14 protein-coding genes are annotated in these 19,097 nt (G+C 34.1%); 9 read left to right on the plus strand and 5 right to left on the minus strand.

The genetic code is table 11. The features are described from left to right. Positions 1-11: 11 nt before the first annotated feature. Positions 12-3,134, minus strand: coding sequence for a SusC/RagA family TonB-linked outer membrane protein (locus B0A68_RS02620; protein WP_035683017.1), 3,123 nt, complete (start codon positions 3,132-3,134; stop codon positions 12-14). 1,063 nt (positions 3,135-4,197) lie between these two features. Between B0A68_RS02620 and B0A68_RS02625 the strand changes: the two genes are divergently transcribed. The 9 genes from B0A68_RS02625 (at position 4,198) to moaA (ending at position 11,769) form a co-directional block, all read left to right on the plus strand. Further along, positions 4,198-5,370: a molybdopterin molybdotransferase MoeA gene (locus B0A68_RS02625; RefSeq protein ID WP_035683020.1), complete on the plus strand. Its 1,173-nt coding sequence runs from the start codon at positions 4,198-4,200 to the stop codon at positions 5,368-5,370. A 188-nt stretch (positions 5,371-5,558) separates the two neighbouring features. Further along, complete coding sequence (locus B0A68_RS02630) at positions 5,559-6,305, plus strand: sulfite exporter TauE/SafE family protein (RefSeq protein WP_035683023.1); 747 nt, start codon at positions 5,559-5,561, stop codon at positions 6,303-6,305. Positions 6,306-6,574: 269 nt separating this feature from the next. Continuing rightward, entirely contained in the window at positions 6,575-7,147 is a 573-nt protein-coding gene (locus tag B0A68_RS02635) for a molybdenum cofactor guanylyltransferase (protein ID WP_035683025.1), read from the plus strand. Between the two features lie 7 nt (positions 7,148-7,154). After that, complete coding sequence (cobA, locus tag B0A68_RS02640) at positions 7,155-7,943, plus strand: uroporphyrinogen-III C-methyltransferase (protein WP_035687943.1); 789 nt, start codon at positions 7,155-7,157, stop codon at positions 7,941-7,943. A gap of 2 nt (positions 7,944-7,945) precedes the next feature. Continuing rightward, positions 7,946-8,182, plus strand: a complete 237-nt coding sequence (locus B0A68_RS02645) for a MoaD/ThiS family protein (protein ID WP_035683027.1) — start codon at positions 7,946-7,948, stop codon at positions 8,180-8,182. Between the two features lie 10 nt (positions 8,183-8,192). Beyond that, complete coding sequence (gene moeB, locus B0A68_RS02650) at positions 8,193-9,263, plus strand: HesA/MoeB/ThiF family protein (RefSeq protein WP_035683029.1); 1,071 nt, start codon at positions 8,193-8,195, stop codon at positions 9,261-9,263. A gap of 155 nt (positions 9,264-9,418) precedes the next feature. Then, entirely contained in the window at positions 9,419-9,850 is a 432-nt protein-coding gene (locus B0A68_RS02655) for a molybdenum cofactor biosynthesis protein MoaE (protein ID WP_035683031.1), read from the plus strand. A 10-nt stretch (positions 9,851-9,860) separates the two neighbouring features. Continuing rightward, positions 9,861-10,775, plus strand: coding sequence for a bifunctional molybdenum cofactor biosynthesis protein MoaC/MoaB (gene moaCB, locus B0A68_RS02660; RefSeq protein ID WP_035683033.1), 915 nt, complete (start codon positions 9,861-9,863; stop codon positions 10,773-10,775). Beyond that, positions 10,762-11,769 carry a GTP 3',8-cyclase MoaA gene (gene moaA / locus B0A68_RS02665; RefSeq protein WP_035683036.1) on the plus strand — a complete coding sequence of 336 codons (1,008 nt, stop codon included), beginning with the start codon at positions 10,762-10,764 and terminating at the stop codon, positions 11,767-11,769. Before moaCB ends, moaA begins: the two co-directional genes overlap by 14 nt. Before the next feature lie 117 nt (positions 11,770-11,886). Here moaA and B0A68_RS02670 read toward each other — a convergent pair whose 3' ends face one another. The 4 genes from B0A68_RS02670 to B0A68_RS02685 form a co-directional block, all read right to left on the minus strand. Next, on the minus strand, positions 11,887-12,468 hold the full coding sequence (locus tag B0A68_RS02670; RefSeq protein ID WP_035683040.1) for a hypothetical protein: 582 nt from the start codon (positions 12,466-12,468) through the stop codon (positions 11,887-11,889). Positions 12,469-13,090: 622 nt separating this feature from the next. Beyond that, on the minus strand, positions 13,091-14,521 hold the full coding sequence (locus B0A68_RS02675; protein ID WP_035683042.1) for a rubredoxin: 1,431 nt from the start codon (positions 14,519-14,521) through the stop codon (positions 13,091-13,093). A gap of 215 nt (positions 14,522-14,736) precedes the next feature. After that, positions 14,737-18,255, minus strand: a complete 3,519-nt coding sequence (locus B0A68_RS02680; protein ID WP_035687946.1) for a nitrate reductase — start codon at positions 18,253-18,255, stop codon at positions 14,737-14,739. A gap of 321 nt (positions 18,256-18,576) precedes the next feature. Further along, the gene (locus B0A68_RS02685; RefSeq protein ID WP_123947472.1) at positions 18,577-19,089 is read right to left on the minus strand and encodes a hypothetical protein; all 513 of its coding nucleotides are present in this window, start codon (positions 19,087-19,089) and stop codon (positions 18,577-18,579) included. Positions 19,090-19,097 lie beyond the last annotated feature (8 nt).

Below are 19,097 nucleotides of genomic sequence, written 5' to 3' on the forward strand. Positions count from 1 at the left end.
TGTTATTTTACTTAAAAAGTTACGTTTAGTCCAGAAATGAATGTTCTCGAATTTGGATAAGAACCAAAGTCAATTCCAGGATATAAATTGTTTTGTTCATAAGAACTTACCTCAGGATCAAATCCGGTGTATTTTGTCCATGTAATTAGATTTTCTGCAGATACATAAAACTTTACACTTTTTGTTCCTAGTTTTTTAGATAAACTTTTTGGAAGTGTATAACCAAGCGTTACCAGTTTTAATCTCACAAATGAAGCATCTTCAACATATCTTTCGGACACGATTCCAAGCGGTGAACTTGAAGCTCTCGGAATTTCATTACTTGGGTTCGCTGCCGTCCAGCGATCTTCCAGAGTAGAAGCGGCGTTGGTGCCAAGCGTAGAAATTTCTAACTGCTGATTTAAAGCATTAAATATTTTACCGCCATAAGATCCCTGAAAATTAACTTGTAAATCAAAATCACGATAAGAAATAGTATTACCAAAACTTGCAACAAATTTTGGCTGAGAAGTGCCTAAATTACCTTTGTCTGCAGCAGAAATTATTCCGTCTCCATTAGTATCTACATATTTTCTGTCGCCCACTCTCGTGTTTGCAAGACTGTTTATTTTTGGCTGTGTATTAACTTCTTCCTGAGTTTGAAAAATACCGTTTGTTCTATATCCCCAGAATGTTCCCAGAGGAAGACCTACTTTTACAGTTACAGGCTGTTGCTGCAATAAAGAACCGTTTGGAACCACAGGAAAGAATTGATCTACCCCGTTTCCTATAGAAGTTACTTTGTTTTTATTGGCAGAGAAAACAATATTAGAATTCCATGCAAAATGTTCTGTTTTTAAGTTTTCTGTTGTTAATCCGATTTCGATACCTTTATTTTCGACACCGCCAATATTTTGTAATACAGAAGCATAACCAGAACTAAGAAGAATAGGAACATTTATAAGTAAATCGTTTGTTTTTTTATAATAAACATCAAAAACAAAATTTATTTTTCGGTCTAATAATGATAAGTCTAAACCAACATTGTACTGATCTGTTTTTTCCCATTTCAAATCTGGATTTGCCAATCGGGTAGGAGCCAAACCAGTTTGCAGTGTACCTCCAAAAGAATAGTTTACAGAACCCATGGACGCCAGCGAAAGATAGTTTCCAATTTCTTGATTTCCAGTTGTTCCGGCACTTAATCTTAATTTAGCTTCTGTTACCCCTTTAATGTTTTGAGCAAATTGTTCTTCGGTAATATTCCATGAAAATCCTGCTGATGGAAAATAACCCCAAAGCGATTTAGACCCAAATCTGGAAGAACCATCTGCACGTCCTGAAAGTGTAAAATTGTATTTTCCTTTGTATGAATAATTTATTCTTGCCAGCCAGGATTTTAATACGCTTTCATAAGCATCACTATAGGGTTTTACAGCAACACCATCCTGAAGCGCATTATAAGTATTTGCATCATTTACAAAAGAATTAGCGCCTGCATTTACCACTTCGCCTTTTGTATATTGTAATGTATAACCTCCTAAAGCAGAGAATTTATGATTTTCGCCAAAATTTGTATTGTAGTTTAAGGTATTTTCATTTAAAATAGAGCTTACCAAACGATCTCCTACAGAAGCCAGACCTTTTGTTCCTGCACCCGTTGTTGTATTTGCTGGTGCGTAGTAGTTTTGTTTAGTATCTAATACATCACCGCTTACGGCAATTTTAGCAACCAGTTTTTTAGTTACTTTATATTCACCAAACAAACTCGTCAGGATTCTGTTAATTTTAGTTTCATTAGTAGTGTTTTCCAAATCATTAATAGGATTTGGCACATAACCATTTACAGAAGTAGCATATATATTTTGAGTTACATTGTAACTTCCGTCTGCATTTTTGATTGGTACAACCGGAGCTGTAAGTAAAGCACTCACAATTGGGTTTGGCTGTCTTCCGTTGCCTGAGGTACCCACACCATTTGATGTCGAGTTGCTGTAATTGGCACTGACGCCAAATTTAAAATTTTGAGAATAATTTCTTTCTAAATTGGCACGAAGCGAAATTCTCTTAAAATCAGATCCTAAAACCACACCTTCCTGATCAAAATATCCTGCAGAAACGGAATATCTGGAGCGTTCATCACCTCCTGAAAATGACAATTGATGATTCTGAACCGGAGCTGCTTTTACAAAAGCGGCATTCTGCCAATCGTAATTTCCAGAGGTTTTAAAATCTTCAATCTGAGCTGCAGAAAACGATGGAGCCTGACCAATACTCGCCTGAACATCATTGCGCAGACTTGCCCACTGAGAAGAATTCATTAAATGTAATTTTTTTGAAACCGACTGTACTCCAAAATATCCTTGATACGAAATAATATCCTGCCCTTTGGTTCCTTTTTTTGTAGTTACAATTACAACACCATTTGCACCTCTTGATCCATAAATGGCTGTTGCAGAGGCATCTTTAAGCACTTCAATAGATTCTATATCGCCGGGATTAATAGTCGAAAGCACATTTACAGTTGCCCCTGCATATTGCACACCCGCTGTACTATTGCTGTTATCGTTATAAATTAAAATTCCGTCTACAACATAAAGCGGTTCATTACCTGCAGTTATAGAGTTTCCTCCTCTAATACGCACACTAGAAGAAGCTCCGGGACGTCCCGAACTTTGTGTAACTACAACACCCGGAATCGCGCCTCGTAATAAATTGTCTGCAGATGAGGTAACTTGTGCCAGATTTGCTTTAGGAACAGAAGCTACAGATCCTGTAATGTCTTTTCTCTTTTGAGTTCCGTAACCCACAACTACAAGTTCGTCAAGTTCCTGGCGCTCTTCTTTAAGACTGATTGTAACAGGATTTTTTTCGACAATTACTTCAGCTTTTTTATATCCAATATAACTTACGATTAAGGTGTAAGGGAATTTTTGACCCGTCTGAAAATAAAATTTACCTTCAGAATCGGTTACCACTCCGTGAGTAGTACCTTTTATAGTAATCGAAGCTCCTATAATTGGCTGATTGGTAAGGTCATCGACAACCGTTCCGTCTAGTTTAGACTGTATGAGCGGCGTTGTATTCTGAGCATTAATTCCTGCCGATAAAAGCAGAAGAAACAGTAATGAGTATATGTTTAAATATTTTTTCATTTCTTTGTATTGGTTTTAAGTAATTAACAAGGCGCCCTGAGAACTGAATTTTCAGCCCTCTAAATGTTTCCTTGATTTAGTGATAAATGTTTCTTTAAGCCTCGCCATTTCTGTTGCCGCAGAAATGGCTTTTTTTATTTACAGCAGTGTGTTTGCATTATTTTCATTTTAGTTATTTTTTAGTTTTAGTTATTTAATTTTTGAATAATAGATATCGTTTCAAGAATCGTTTTGACAGCGTTTCACTATCAAATAGATTTTGCAGTTTTTAATTAAATCGATGATGAATTTTAGAAATTCGTTTTAGATGAATAGACCAAAACAAATTAGGAAGTGGTTTATTAACAACACATACACATACAACAAGAAGCGCTATAAGTGTAGTTTTTAAGAAGAATGTAAGACGTATTTCTTTCGGTTGTTTTCAAAATATAGTTTTTTTGGTTTCAAATATGATTCTAAACTCTACTAATCCTATAGACAAAGTTAATTTTTATATAATAAAAACCAAAAATTTATCAATATTTTTTTTTAAAAGCAGTAAATAGAAGTATGTGTATTAAATCTTTACATGCTTAAAGTACTGATATTTAGTTATTTATAATTTGATAAAATATCCATTGTATGTTAAAATATTTTTTAAAACAAATTAAAATTGTAGTATTTTACCACATTAAATGTTACTTATTTATTCGTTATCAGGCTTATAAAATGAAATTATAATGCTAAAAATGTCGTACTAAAACAAAAAAAATAATTTATGATTAGAATATCGCATTTTTGAAAATCATTTTATAACTAATTATTTATGATATGTTTTATGAAAATCTATTTCAGTTTTCAGCAAAGAATTAGCCAGATTCATTTTGCACACAAAAGAAAGTTTTAAACGAAAAAAAATATATTTCTGGAATTTTAAAAGGCATTCAATTTTTCTGCAAGTATTTAAAAGAATTAAGCTAAATTTATATTTTTAAAATATTTAGATACTTAATGTTTGAAACTAAGTAAAAATACTTATATTTGTAATAAGTATTTTTTGCTTTAATAACAAAATACCAAAATGATTAAAGTTGAAGAAGCCATAGGGATTGTTGAAGCGAATAGTACTAAAATGCCCATAAAGCATATTTCGGTCCGCAAAGCATTGGGGTATGTTTTAGCAGAAAAAGTAATATCGCCGATAGATATGCCTCCATTTAGGCAGTCAGCAATGGATGGATACGCTTTTACGCACAGTATTAGACATCAATATGATGTTGTTGGTATTTCTCAAGCTGGAGATCATGAAAATGTAAAATTAAAATCAACCGAAGCAGTCAGAATTTTTACTGGCGCATATGTTCCTGATGATGCTGATACCGTGGTGATGCAGGAACATGTTATGGCTAGCAAAGATTCAATTTTAATTGCCACAATGCCGGAGAAAAACACCAATGTTCGTCCAAAAGGAGAGCAAATTCGTAAAGATGAGGTAGTTTTTGAAGCAAATACATTAATAACTCCTGCCGCCGTAGGATTTTTAGCCTGCTTAGGAATTACAGAAGTTGCCGTTTACAAAAAGCCAAAAGCAGCCATTTTAGTAACAGGAAATGAATTAATACAACCTGGTAAAAAACTTAAAAAAGGAAAAATATTCGAAAGTAATTCGGTTATGCTTGAAGCGGCGCTCCAAACAATCGGAATTGAAAAAACGAAAGTTTACAGAGTTAAAGACAATCTGAAAGCAACAAAAAAAGCATTAAAAACGATTTTAAAAAAATACGATATTGTATTAATTTCCGGCGGTATTTCTGTTGGTGATTATGATTTTGTAAAAGAAGCATTATTACAAAACAATGTAAAAGAGCTTTTCTATAAAATCAATCAGAAACCAGGAAAACCAATGTTTTTTGGATCTAAAAATGAAACCTTAGTTTTTGCTCTTCCGGGAAATCCAGCTTCATCGCTGACAAATTTTTATATTTATGTTTCTCCAGCGGTAAAAAACAAAATGGGATTTTCTGAAATTCATAAACCGAAAATAGTTCGAAAATTAAATTCTGAAATTAAAAATAACACAGGAAAAACATTGTTCTTAAAAGCAAAATACGACGAAACAAACGTAACAGTTTTAGAAGGCCAAAGTTCTGCAATGCTCAATACATTTGCCGTGGCGAATAGTTTGTTGGTCGTTCCTGAAACTATAGAAAATTACAAGAAAGGCCAGTTAGTAACATTACTGCCAATTGATTAGGAGAAAGAGGATAGAAGATAGAAGAAAGAGGATAGAAGATAGAAGAAAGAGGATAGAAGAAAGAGGAAAGAGAATAGATTTTTGAGTATTAAAGATGAAAAGCAGTATGTAAATAAAAACATATGGCTAGGCAATTTGAAACTTGAAACAAAGAAAACCTGAAACAAAGAAAACCTGAAACAAAAAAAATGAACATATTAAGTTCCGAAAACATAGTATTATTCAGCTTCGCATTAATTATTATTGCGTTTCTATATTCAAGCGTAGGACATGGCGGAGCTTCAGGATATTTGGCTTTGATGAGCATATTTGCGTTTCCGATTTCCATCATGAAACCGTCGGCTTTGTTGTTGAATTTGTTTGTTTCGAGTATTTCGTTTTTATTTTATTATAGAAAAAATTATTTCAAACCCAAGCTCTTTTATCCGTTTGCTATTGCTTCAATTCCTGCAGCTTTTATAGGAGGTTTTGTAACTTTGGATAATACGATTTACAAAATTATTTTGGGAATAGTTTTGGTTTTTGCGGCCTTAAGACTGTTTGGAGTATTTAATTTTAAAGAAAAAGAAGAAGTAAAAATAAATCTTCCGTTTGCTTTAGCAATTGGGTTTGCAATTGGTTTATTATCAGGAATGCTGGGAATTGGCGGGGGAATAATTTTGAGTCCGATTTTATTGTTTTTAGGATGGGCTTCGGTTAAAGAATCGGCGGCGGTTTCGAGTTTATTCATATTTGTAAATTCTTTTGCAGGAATGCTGGGATTCTTTTTAGGAGGAAAAACAATTCCGATAGAAAGTTTTTATTTAGTTCCAATTGCAGTTGTAGGCGGCATTCTGGGTGGATTTTATGGAAGCGGTTCTTTTTCGAACAGAACATTAAAAATGGTTTTAGGAACCGTTATTTTAATGGCAAGCGTTAAATTGATTTTTCCTTGAGAATAGAAAAATTAGACAATTAGATAATGAGTTTAATACCAGGAACCTGAAGCAAAAAATAACCGCAAAGCACGCAAGGTTTTTTGCCTGAAAAAGATTAGAGATGGCAAAGTTCGCTAAGCTTTTTATAGATCCAGCTTTGCGAACTTAATTTTAAAGTCACAAATGAATAAAAAATCTTAGCGCTCTTTGCGGTAAAATAACCTGACCCGAGGCTTTAGCCGAATTGGCGAAGCAAACAAAGAAAAACCTGAAACAAAAATAAAATCATGGAAACACTAACAGTATTTATTCTTTGCGGCGGAAAAAGCTCCAGAATGCAGTCAGAAAAAGGATTGGTTTTATTTCAGGATAAACCATTTATCGACCATATTATTCAGGCGATTCTGCCTGTTACAGATCAGATAAAATTAATTACGACATCAAAAGAATACGATTATCTGGAATATGAAAAAATACCGGATTTAATTTTAGATAAAGGTCCATTGGGCGGAATTTATACAGCATTATCGCATTCTGAAACCGAATTTAATTTGATTTTGAGTTGTGATATTCCGCTTATTTCAAACGAATTATTGCAGGAATTAATTTCAAAACATACTGAAGAAGCCGGAATTACAGTTTTTGCTTCAGAAAGCAGAATACATCCGTTAATCGGAATTTATTCAAAAAGAATACTTCCTGTTATTAAAAGTGCAATTGAAGCTGATGAACTGAAAATGATGGATTTGCTGGCAAAAATACCGCATCAAATTATCAATATAGAAGAAAGTGAAAACTTTCCGTTAACCAATATTAATTCAACCGACGAATTAAATGATCTGAATATCAATTTAAGTTAATTACATGATGCAAAACTTAAAAATACCAAAATTGACGATTGTAGGCGCAGGCCCAGGCGATGTTGAATTGATTACGATGAAAGCCATAAAAGCGTTAAAAAATGCTGATGTAGTGTTGTACGATGCTTTGGTAAACGAAGAATTGTTAGCATATGCATCAGATGCAGAAATTGTTTTTGTTGGAAAACGTTTGGGATGTCACGCTTACACTCAAGATCAGATTAATGAATTGATTGTTTCGATGGCAAATCGATACGGGCATGTAGTACGTTTAAAAGGCGGAGATCCTTTTGTTTTTGGAAGAGGAAGTGAAGAAATTGAGTTTGCTGAACAATATGGAATAGAAACCGCTATTGTTCCCGGAATTTCATCGGCTTTAGGAGTTCCGGCTTCGGTTGGAATCAGTTTGACACAACGCAAAATTGCCGAAAGTTTCTGGGTTATTACCGGAACCACTTCAGATCATAAATTATCCAAAGATATTCATCTGGCTTCAAAATCTGCTGCGACCGTAGTTATTTTGATGGGAATGCATAAATTAGACGAGATCATTTCTATTTATCAGGAAAACAGAAATGACGATCTGCCAATCGCCATAATTCAAAACGGAACCAAAGATTCGGAACAAAAAGTAGTGGGAACTGTAAGTACAATTACTAAATTAGTCTCTGAAAAAAATATATCATCGCCCGCCATTATTGTGATTGGTGAAGTGGTTAGAACAACATCGAGCTGGATTTCCTATTTTCAGGAACATTTTGAAGATGAATTTATTTTTCAGAATTTAAATTTATAAAAATGATCGAGATTAAATATTTTGGAGCCGTCGCTGAAAAGACAAATTGTGAATTCGAAAAAATATCTTTTTCTGAAGTGTCACTGCAAAAATTATTGCAGGATTTAAATGAAAAATACAAGCTCGAATCATTGACATTCAGCGTAGCTGTAAATCAAAAAATAGTTTCAAAAACTGCAGATTTTACTTTGCAGACAACAGATGTCGTGGCTTTATTACCTCCATTTGCAGGAGGATAAATGTACTTTTATGAAGGAATCATCAAAATATAACCGACAGATAATACTTCCTGAAATAGGAGAGGAAGGTCAGTATAAATTATCGAAAGCGAAAGTTTTGGTAGTGGGTGCCGGAGGTTTGGGAGCAGCAATTATGCCTTACTTAGCCGGAGCTGGTGTTGGCGAAATCGGAATTGTAGATGATGATGTAATTGAGATTTCGAATCTGCATCGTCAGGTGATTTACAAGAGCTCGGCTGTTGGAAAATCTAAAGCTGAAGAAGCGAAATTGATGATTTCTGAATTAAATCCAAACATAAAAGTGAATGCTTTTCCTGAAAAATTATCCGGAAAAAATGCGCTTTCATTATTTGAGAAATATGATATTATCGTTGATGCAACAGACAATATTTCGATTAAATATCTAATAAACGATGCTTGTCTGATTGCTGATAAACCAATGGTTTACGGATCTATTTTTAGGTTTCAGGGTCAGGTTTCGGTTTTTAATTATCAAAACGGACCAACTTACAGATGTCTCTATCCAGATGAGAATTCAAATGCATTAAATTGTGAAGATGCCGGCGTTATTGGAGTTTCGGTTGGAATTATTGGAATGTTTCAAGCCAATGAAGTGATAAAAATAATTCTCGGAATTGGAACTGTTTTAAGCGGAAAAATATTGGTTTACAATATTTTGAATAATGAACAGCAAAAATATGATTTCGATAAAAGTTATATTGAACACATAAACAGTGCAGTATTCGAAGAAAAATATAATAAATCTGAAGTTGAAGAAATAAATTTTAAATCAATTTTGAATGAAATAAATAGTGATAAAGTTTTGTTTTTGGATGTTAGAAATGAAGATGAACTGCCAAAAATTAGTTTAAAAAATCAAATCCAAATTCCGTTAAAGAACTTAGAAAATGAAATTGAAAAGCTGAATAAAAATCAAGCTGTTTATGTTTTCTGTCAATCCGGAATTAGAAGTAAAATTGCTTTAGAATTGCTTCAAAGGCATCAATTTAAAGACGTGAAAAGTATTTTTGGTGGAGTTTTAGCAATGAAACAATTATTAAAAGAAGAGATTAAAGTATAACTGCAGATTAAAAATAGGTGATGATTTTGTCGAAATGACAATATTGAGGTTGACTTTCCTTGCTGCAGATTTTAATTCATGCTAATTCGCGAAATTAGTGGCAAAATAGAAAATCATTTTAATCCACACAAACCGTGGCAAAAAGATAAAAAATAATGAGTAAAAATGTATTTGTAGAAGGACCAATTGCTCCTGAATTTATAGCCGAGTCGATTGCCAAACATCAATCAAAACATACAATTGGTGCGCACAATATTTTTCTGGGACAAGTTCGTGCCGATGTGATTCACGACAATACCGTTGTTGCTATTGATTATTCGGCATATACAGACATGGCAAACGAGGCTTTGCATACTATTCGCGAGAAAGCGTTTGCAAAATTCGACTTAACCTGCATGCACATTTACCACAGTTTGGGTGTAGTAAAAGCAGGCGAAATCTGTTTGTTTGTATTTGTTTCGGCAACGCGACGCAAACAAGTTTATGAAGCTACAGAAGCCATTGTAAACTGGATCAAAACAGATGTGCCGATTTTTGGTAAAGAGATTTTTGAAAATGACACATTCACCTGGAAACAAAATACCTAAGAAAATATAAATGGTAGATATTACGCATAAAATAAGCACATTAAGAAAAGCAACCGCAACCGCAATTGTAAAAGTCAGCAGGCAGGAAACAATTGACGCTGTGGTGAATAATTTGGTTCCTAAAGGAAATGTGTTCGAAATGGCAAAAACCGCTGGATTATTTGCAGTAAAAAATACGCATTTGTCTATTCCGGATTGCCACCCGCTTCCAATTGAATTTACTTCGGTTGAATATAAAATTGAAGGTTTAGACATTCAGATTATATTTAATGTAAAAACCGTTTACAAAACCGGAGTTGAGGTAGAAGCTATGCATGGCGCATCGATTGTAGCGCTTACAATGTATGATATGTTGAAACCAATTGATAAAGAAATCGAAATTTCAACGATTAAATTAATCAATAAAGAAGGCGGAAAATCGTCTTTCAAAAATAAATTTCCGAATGCTATTAAAGCAGCCGTTTTTGTTTGTTCCGATTCTATTTTTGCAGGTGATAAAGAAGATCGTTCCGGAAAAATTATTGTAGAAAAGTTAGAGCTTCACGGAGTTGAAACTTCTCATTACGAAATAATTCCGGATGAATTGGAGGTTATTCAGGAAAAGACAAAAGCTTTTGCTAAAGAAAATCAGCTGGTTATTTTTACAGGCGGAACCGGATTATCGCCAAGAGATGTTACACCAGAAGCTTTGTCGCCATTATTAGAAAGCAGAATTCCCGGAATCGAAGAAGCGATTCGTAATTACGGACAGCAGAGAATGCCGTATGCCATGTTATCTAGAACTGTAGCAGGAACTTTGGGCAAAACAGTAGTTTTGGCTTTGCCAGGATCTGCAAACGGCGCAAGAGAATCTATGGATGCTGTTTTTCCGCATTTACTGCACGTTTTTCATATTTTAAAAGGAAAAAATCATGACAGCCTCTAACACTATTTTGACGGATGGTTCTGGGCGCAAACATAATTATTTGCGTATTTCGTTATTGGAGAAATGCAATTTGCGTTGTACGTACTGCATGCCTGCCGACGGAATAGCATTGTCTCCAAAAGCCAGTTTAATGACGGCTGATGAAATTTTTGCTATTGCCCAAACCTTCGTAGAAAATGGTGTTGATAAAATTAGATTAACAGGCGGTGAGCCTCTTTTAAGAAAAGACTTTCCGGAGATTGTTTCTAGATTATCGAGTTTAAATATCTCTCTTTCTATGACAACAAACGGAATCCTGATTGATCGTCATATTGAAGTTTTAAAGCAGTTTAAGGTAAATAAAATCAATTTGAGTTTAGATACTTTAATTGCGTCCAAATTTCATTCTATAACACTCAGAAATCAATTTGAGAAAGTAATTGATAATCTTCATTTGCTTCTCAATAATGATTTTCAGGTAAAAGTAAATGTAGTTTTAATTAAAGGTTTTAATGATAACGAAATTATTGATTTCGTTAAACTGACCCAATTTCTTCCAATTTCAGTTCGGTTTATTGAGTTTATGCCATTTGCCGGAAACGAGTGGGACAGAAGCAAAATGGTTTCGCAAAATGAGATTTTATCGCAGGTTGAAGATGCTTTTTCTTCAGATGAAATTCAAAAATTGGAGGACGAAAAAAACTTCACTGCAAGAACTTATAAAATAAAAGGTTTTCAAGGCAATTTCGGAATTATAAGTTCAATTACAAATCCTTTTTGCGACAGCTGCAACAGAATCCGCCTGACGGCTAACGGAAAAATAAAAAACTGTCTTTTCTCTAATGCAGAAACTGATTTATTGGCGGCTTTTAGAAATGGAGAATCTCTTACAGATTTGATTTCTCAATCGATTCAAAATAAAAAGAAAGTCCGCGCCGGAATGGTCACGATTGACGAAATGGATGATCCTGCAAAACATTTTGATAATCGCAGCATGATTGCAATTGGAGGATGAGGCTCTAGAGAATCTTTGTCAAAGTTTTAAACTTTGACAAAGATAGTATGTACAATTTAGAGAAATTAAATAAAAAAAGGTTCAACTTATTTCTAAGTTAAACCTTCTTCTCAATTTTTATTTTTTCTTTTTAGCTTTTGCCTTCTTTTTAGACTTTACTTTCTTTTTTGCAATTTTTTTAGCTTTAGCTTTATCCTTAGCTTTTTTTGCTTTTTCTTTTTTCTTAGCTGCAGCTTTTAGTTTTGCTTTTTTAGCTTTTTCCTTTTGTTTGTCTTTTTTAGCTTTATCTTTCTTCTTTGCTAATTTCTTTTTTGCCTTTTCTTTTTCCTTGTCTTTCACTTTTTTCTTCTTTTTATCATTAGATTTTTTAACTGCTTCTGCAGTTGTATTTTCTTCTTCTATTGCAGCAATTGGTTCAATAAGTGCTGGTTTAACTACAGGTGCAGTTATTTTTTTTGCAGGAGTTTTTGGTACCGTTGGTTTTACTGCTGCGGCAGGAGTTGTCGTTTTTGCGGCTGGTTTTGCATTTGCTGCAGTTACAGGTTTTGCAGGAGCTGTTTTACGAACAGGCGCTTTGGCAGTCGGTGTTTTTGGAGTTACGGGATTTTCTGTAACTGGCTTTACACTTTCTGTAGTTTGTGTACTTTCTGCAGCAGGAGAGTCAATTTTCTCAGGAGTTTCTTCTGTTTTGTTTTCCATATAAATGTGCTTTTTGGATGAGTATATTTATAACAATGTAACTAAATTGTTAACTTTCGGTTAAGTAAAGATAATTATAAAACAAGTTATCCAATGTTAAGCTTTTAGATAAAAATTTAACTTAAAGTATTGAATTTTAGACAACTAATTTTATGGCTGAAATTAAAAGTGTAAATCTCTTAACAATTCTACTTGAAAAAATAGAAGAAATTGCTGTATAAATGTGCGTAAAGCGACAAAGTTGAGATGCAAAATATTGGTTGTAAAACAAAGAGTACTCAAATATTTTCTTTTGAAAACGATTGCTCTAGCCCAGATGGAAGCGGCATCCTTTTGTTTTTTTCTTTAAAAAACAAAAGATAGAGCGGACAGCTGGAAATAGCTTATAATAATTATTTAAAATAAATTTCAACCCGTTGCATGTAATTATGTTCAACACATAGAGGCATAGATTTTGTCAACTTAAAAAAGGCGTTTCACTTGTATTAACACATCCCGATACTTCGGGACTATGTTTGAAAATCAAGATTTTTTAAAATTATCTTTTCTAAATATTTTAAAATCTATGTTTCTATGTGTTAAATTAATTTTTTTACTAATTACACCCAACGGGTAATAAATTTTAATTTTCTGCAATTTCCAAAACTCTAAAATTGCTTTTTGGCGCTTCACATAATGAACAGCAATAAGTATCAGACAAATCGTTGAATAAAATGCCTTTTGGAATACCTTGGCTTTCATCTCCATATTCTGATTTGTAAAGCGTTAAGCATTCCTGACACTGGTAAATATCTGATTGCGGTTTTTCTTTTTTCTGCAGGTTTTCTGAGGTTTCTGATGTTGAATTTCCGAGTTCATCAAAATATTTTCTGCTTAATTCAATTAAAATTCCAGGCAGTTCGAGTTTATCAATGTCTTGAGAATGCACTATATATTCGCGAGTATTTGGATCAAAATTTTTGGCAGACAATACATTATAGGTATCTCTGATTTTGATAGATTCTAAAGCAGCCGGAAGTTCATTTTTTTCGATTACGATGGAAGTAAAATAATGCCCGTCCCGATTGTACTCTGATATGCCGAAGTTTAGTCCGTAAGTACTAATGTCAAATTGATCAAGCGTACGCACTAAAAAGGTTTTTAAGTTCAGCGCCCATTCCATTGCTACTGGTAAATGCCAGTTTAATTCCAGCAGAGAATGGCGAACGTTGATTCCTCTTTTTCCTAAGAATTTTTCCCATTCTAATTTTCGGTCTTTCGGAATTCCTTTTATAATGAATGATTTCCAGGGCGTGATACAGATTTTCCCAATTTTGCATTCAAAACACAAATCGCACATTTCTTTAAGAAAACCCAAATCATATTGATTATTTCGCCAGTATAATCCCAGCCAATATTGGTCGATTCCCATTCTGTTCATTCCTTCGTAATATGGAAAAGGATAAAAAGGAATGTTCAAAGGTTTGTCAATCGTTCTGCTGTTGGTATCCAATTCTTCGCTGACTAGAGTAAAAAGCATTTCTATGTCAACGGAATCTTCTTCTGTAATTTTTTCTATTTCGTAATATATTTTGGCCAAATCCCAGCTGTAAATCAGAACAGGATATACTTCTATTCGTTCCCATTTTGGAAGACGAATGTACAAATACCAATAATCTTCGTGTTCTGAAGCAATAAAATTTAAATGTCCGGTAAATAAAGGAACCAGCTGCTGTTTTGGATCTGTAATATTTACTTTTAGTTTTGGCTGTTCTTTAAATTCTTCCAAAACATATAAAAACCGATTTCCTGTAAGCCAATTTGTATTTCTAAAAATATCTGTAGAAACATAAGAAGAAACAATATTATTGCCGCTTTCCTGATCGGGATAAACAAAATGATGTCTGCCTAAAGTATTTTTGTCTAAAGATTTAAAACCCTGCGGGAAAATAATGTCTTGTCTTGAACCAAATGAAATGGAATCCAGACCTTCTTCTAAAGCAATATCTACTACTTCTCGTAATTCTCCCGGCGAAATAACGCCTCCTTTTACTATTAATCTTGTTAACTCCATTTTTTTTTGTTTCAGGTTTCAGGTTTAAAGTTTCAGGTTTTTTACTTTGAACATAAAGTTTTACCGCAAAGTTTCGCAAAGTTTTTAGTTTTTATTTAATAAGTTTCTAAAGTTCGCAAAGCTTTGGATAGAAGCTTTACTGCTTGGTTTTGTGAACTTTACGTTAAGATCAGCACAATCAACAACTTGAAACGTGAAACCTTAAACAAAATAAACTAAACTCTACATTTTGCCAATATTTCCTTTACTTCTGTTTTACAGCTGCCACATCCTAATCCGGCTCCGGTATTTTTACATAAATCGGTAAAATCGCTTACACCGCTTTTGATCGTTTCTTCAATATTTCCTGCTCCAACCTGACTGCAGGAACAAACTAGTTTTCCGAGAACGGGTTTGGCAGTTGAACTTCCTCTTAGTAATAAATTCCGTTTGTCTGATAATTCTATTTTGCTTTCGATCATGGTTTTGAATTCGGCAAACTCGTTTTTATCACCCATTAAAATCGCTCCAACAAGAAGATCATCTTTTACAATGCATTTTTTATAATAACGTTTTTTCAAGTCTGAAAAAACGATTTCTTCATATGAATCGTCGTTTTCCGGAATTTGGATATCGCCAATGCTGCAAAGGTTGATATCTTCTAATTTTAAAATATTCATTAAAATAGAACCTTTGTAGTAACTGCTGATATCACCTGCTAAAAAGTTAGCCAGAATAGCAGCTTGTTCTTCTGCAGCAGAAGTGATTCCGAATAATTTATTTTTGAATTCAGCTATTTCTCCAATAGCAAAAATGTCTGGATTTGAAGTTTGCAAATACTGATTTACCTTTACGCCTCGTCCGCATGAAAGTCCGCTTTCGCGTGCAATTTCAATATTCGGGATTGTTCCAATCGTATATACAATTGCATTTGCGGTAATAATTTTACCGCTCTTTAAGGCGATTTCTATTTCATTTTCATTATCTGTTTCAAAAACCGTACTTACTTCGTTATCAAAGTAAATCTGAATGTCTCGAAGCTGTACTTCTTCGGCCAATAATTTGCTCGATATTAAGTCCAATTGGCGTTCCATCAAACGCGAAGCTCTTTGAACAATCGTAGTTTTTATCTTTTTATGTTTTAAAGCTGCAGCCAATTCTAAGCCTAATAAACCGCCGCCAATAATAACGACATGCTGTTCTTCTGGAGGGAGATTGGTGCTGTCAAGATGTTTCTTTAATCGGTCTGCATCTTCTTTTTTTCTTACTGTAAAACGTCCGGGAAGATGGAGCTGTGCATTTTCTGGTACAAAAGGACGGCTTCCGGTTGCTAAAATCAAGGAATCAAAAGTATGGATTTGACCTTGGCTGTCTAAAATTGTTTTATTATTGGTATCCAGTTTATCAATTGCAACTCCGGCTTTCATAGTAATTTTTAATTTACTGAAAGCTTCGCCATCTTTAACTTTTAAAAGCTGTTCCCAGCTGAATTCTCCCGTCATGTATTCTGGAAGCAAGACGCGGTTGTAAAACGGATTTACTTCATTCGAAAAAACAATAATTTCGTCGGTTGTATTGAATTCGCGATAATTTTGAATGAATCGGAATGATGCTGCGCCCGCACCAACAATGGCAATTTTCTGAAACGGTTTTACATATTTGGTAATCGAAACGGTAGTATATTTAAAATCTGGCTCTTTTGAAATAGGATCGACAACGGTATTCGTTAAATTATTGGTTCGGTTTAAATCATTTTCAAGCTGTTTTCCCCAGTGCATTGGCAGAAAAAGGACTTTTTCTTTAATTGAATCTGTAACTTTTGCCTTTACGCGGACTTCGCCATTTTTGCTGGTAACCGTAACAATATCACCATTTTTAATTTCGTTTTTAAAAGCATCAATTGGGTTTATTTCTAAGACAGGACTCGGAATATGTGTTAACAATCTGGATACTTTCCCAGTTTTAGTCATTGTATGCCATTGATCACGAATTCTTCCTGTCGTTAGGATAAAAGGAAATTCGGCATTTGGCTGTACCGATGTATTTTCTATCGAAACGGGAAGATTGAAAATTGCTTTTTGCGAAGGCGTATAGAATTTTTTATCGGTAAATAATCTCGGAGTTCCCGGATGTCCGTAATCTGGAACGGGCCACTGAAAAGTTCCTTCGGTTTTTAGGCGATGATAATTTAAGAATGAAATATCAATATTGGTATTTTTAGTAAGTGCGCAGTGTTCTTTGTAAATATCTTCGGCACTGTTGTAATTAAATCCGTTGAAATTCATTTTTTTCGCAAAGCGAATTAAAATCTCAATGTCTGGAAGGGCTTCACCTGGAGCATTTATTCCTTTAGGAAGATACGAAATACGACGTTCTGAGTTCGTCATCGTTCCTTCTTTTTCCAGCCATCCTGCAGCAGGCAATAATAAATCGGCAAATTTTGCAGTATCTGCATTATGCGAAATATCCTGAACGACAACAAATTTTGCATTTTGAAGTGCTTTTTCAATACGTCTTGAATCCGGGAGGCTCACTAAAGGATTGGTGCAGATAATCCATACTGCTTTCATTTTACCCGATTCCAGCGCTTCAAACATTTCTGTCGCGGTTAAACCCGGTTTATCCGAAATAGAATCAACGCCCCAAAAATCGGCAACTTCTTTTCGATGTTCTGGATTTGCAATGTCTTTGTGCGCTGCCAAAAGTGTTGCCATTCCGCCAACTTCGCGTCCGCCCATTGCGTTGGGTTGTCCAGTTAAGGAAAAAGGTCCTGAACCAGGTTTTCCAACTTGTCCTGTTAATAGTGATAAATTGAGCAGCGCCGTATTTTTATCAACGCCAACGGCACTTTGGTTTAATCCCATCGCCCAAAGCGAAATAAAACCTTTTGCCTTTCCTATTATATCAGCAGCAAGTTTGATATCGTTTACCGAAATACCACAAAGTTTTGAAGCTTTTTCTAAAGAAGTACTTAAAACTAAGTCTTTGTATTGTTTGAAATTTTCTGCATTGTTTTTTACAAAATCGTGGTCTACATGACCTTTTTCGATAATGCGTTTGGCAATGGCATGATACAAAATAATGTCAGAACCCGGAATAATCTGCAGATGTAAATCGGCAAAAGCGGCAGTATCTGTTCGTCTCGGATCAATTACAATTATTTTTATTTTCGGATTTTTCTCTTTGTGTTTTTCAATCCGTCTGAATAGGATAGGATGACACCACGCCGGATTTGCGCCTGTAATCAAAAAAGTATCGGCTAGCTCAATATCATCATAAGAAATAGGTACAGAATCTTCTCCAAAAGTTTTTTTATATCCCACGACAGCAGAACTCATGCAAAGTCTGGAATTGGTATCGATATTATTGGTTTTAAGAAAACCTTTTACGAGTTTGTTGACCAAGTAATATTCCTCTGTTAAACATTGTCCTGAAATATAAAAGCCAACGCTGTCCGGGCCGTGTTTTTTTATGATGGAAGAAAATACAGCTGCAGCTCGGTCGAGAGCAGTGTCCCAGCTTACGCGCTCCAGCGGATACGATTTACTGCCTCGCATTTCTGGATATAAAATTCGGTCTGATGTATCGTTAACTACGTAATGCAGATTCATACCTTTAGAACATAACATACCTTTGTTTACAGGATGGTCTTTGTCGCCTTCGACCATCACGCCATTTTTAGCATCATTGGTTACGATTATGCCACAGCCAACGCCGCAATAGGAACAGGTAGTTTTGATTTTGGTGTTTTGCATTACATTTTTGTTTAAGTACAGAAACATGAATTACTTAATTCTTTAGTAAATCACTTAATTCTATAGAAACAAAAATACGTATTTTTACGTATTAATACGTAATTTTGTTTAAAAATATTTTTATTATTTGCAAAGCCAGCCACTAAGAACTGAATAAAAGAAATAAGCTTTCAATTAAAACCTAATTGGTTTTTTTGAAAGCTTTAAAATTAGATTTAGGTCACAACAGCGAAAGTATACTGTGTGATTGTATTACAGCGATTTGATTCTTGGTTTTGTTAAGAACTGGGAGTCTCTGATGGGTTTTTTTAGATAAATTGATTATTGAACTTTTTTCCCATTTTTATAAATAAAATTTAGTTCCTCTCCATTTTTCGAAATACAGAATTGTTTTCCATTTTTCTTTCCGTCTTTATATTCGCAGCTGTGAATTAATTTGCCTTTAGAAAAGAATTCTTCTAATATTTTGTTTTCGTTTTCATCAAAATAAATAGTCGAATCTATAGTTCCGTCGAAATCCAGGCGATCTTGTTTTTTCTTTTTAAAATACAGGCCGTCATGGAAATAGGTTTTCATATACGGAATTCCTTTTTTGCTTTTGTTATAATATTCGGTAACCAATATTATAAAACCGTCTTTATAATCTTCTTTTGATAATAATATATTGTTTGTCCATCTGCGGTTTTCTATAGAACCTGAAAAAATTGAATCATTAGAAGCTTTATAAATAAGTCCATCTTTAGAATAGAGATCTTTATGAGTAATCGCAGTACTTTCTTGTGCAAAACTTTGCATGCTGATCAATAGAAAAAGGACTATAATTTTATGAAGCATAATTCAAT

The organism is Flavobacterium reichenbachii (genome assembly GCF_002217435.1).
GTDB classification, from domain to species: domain Bacteria; phylum Bacteroidota; class Bacteroidia; order Flavobacteriales; family Flavobacteriaceae; genus Flavobacterium; species Flavobacterium reichenbachii.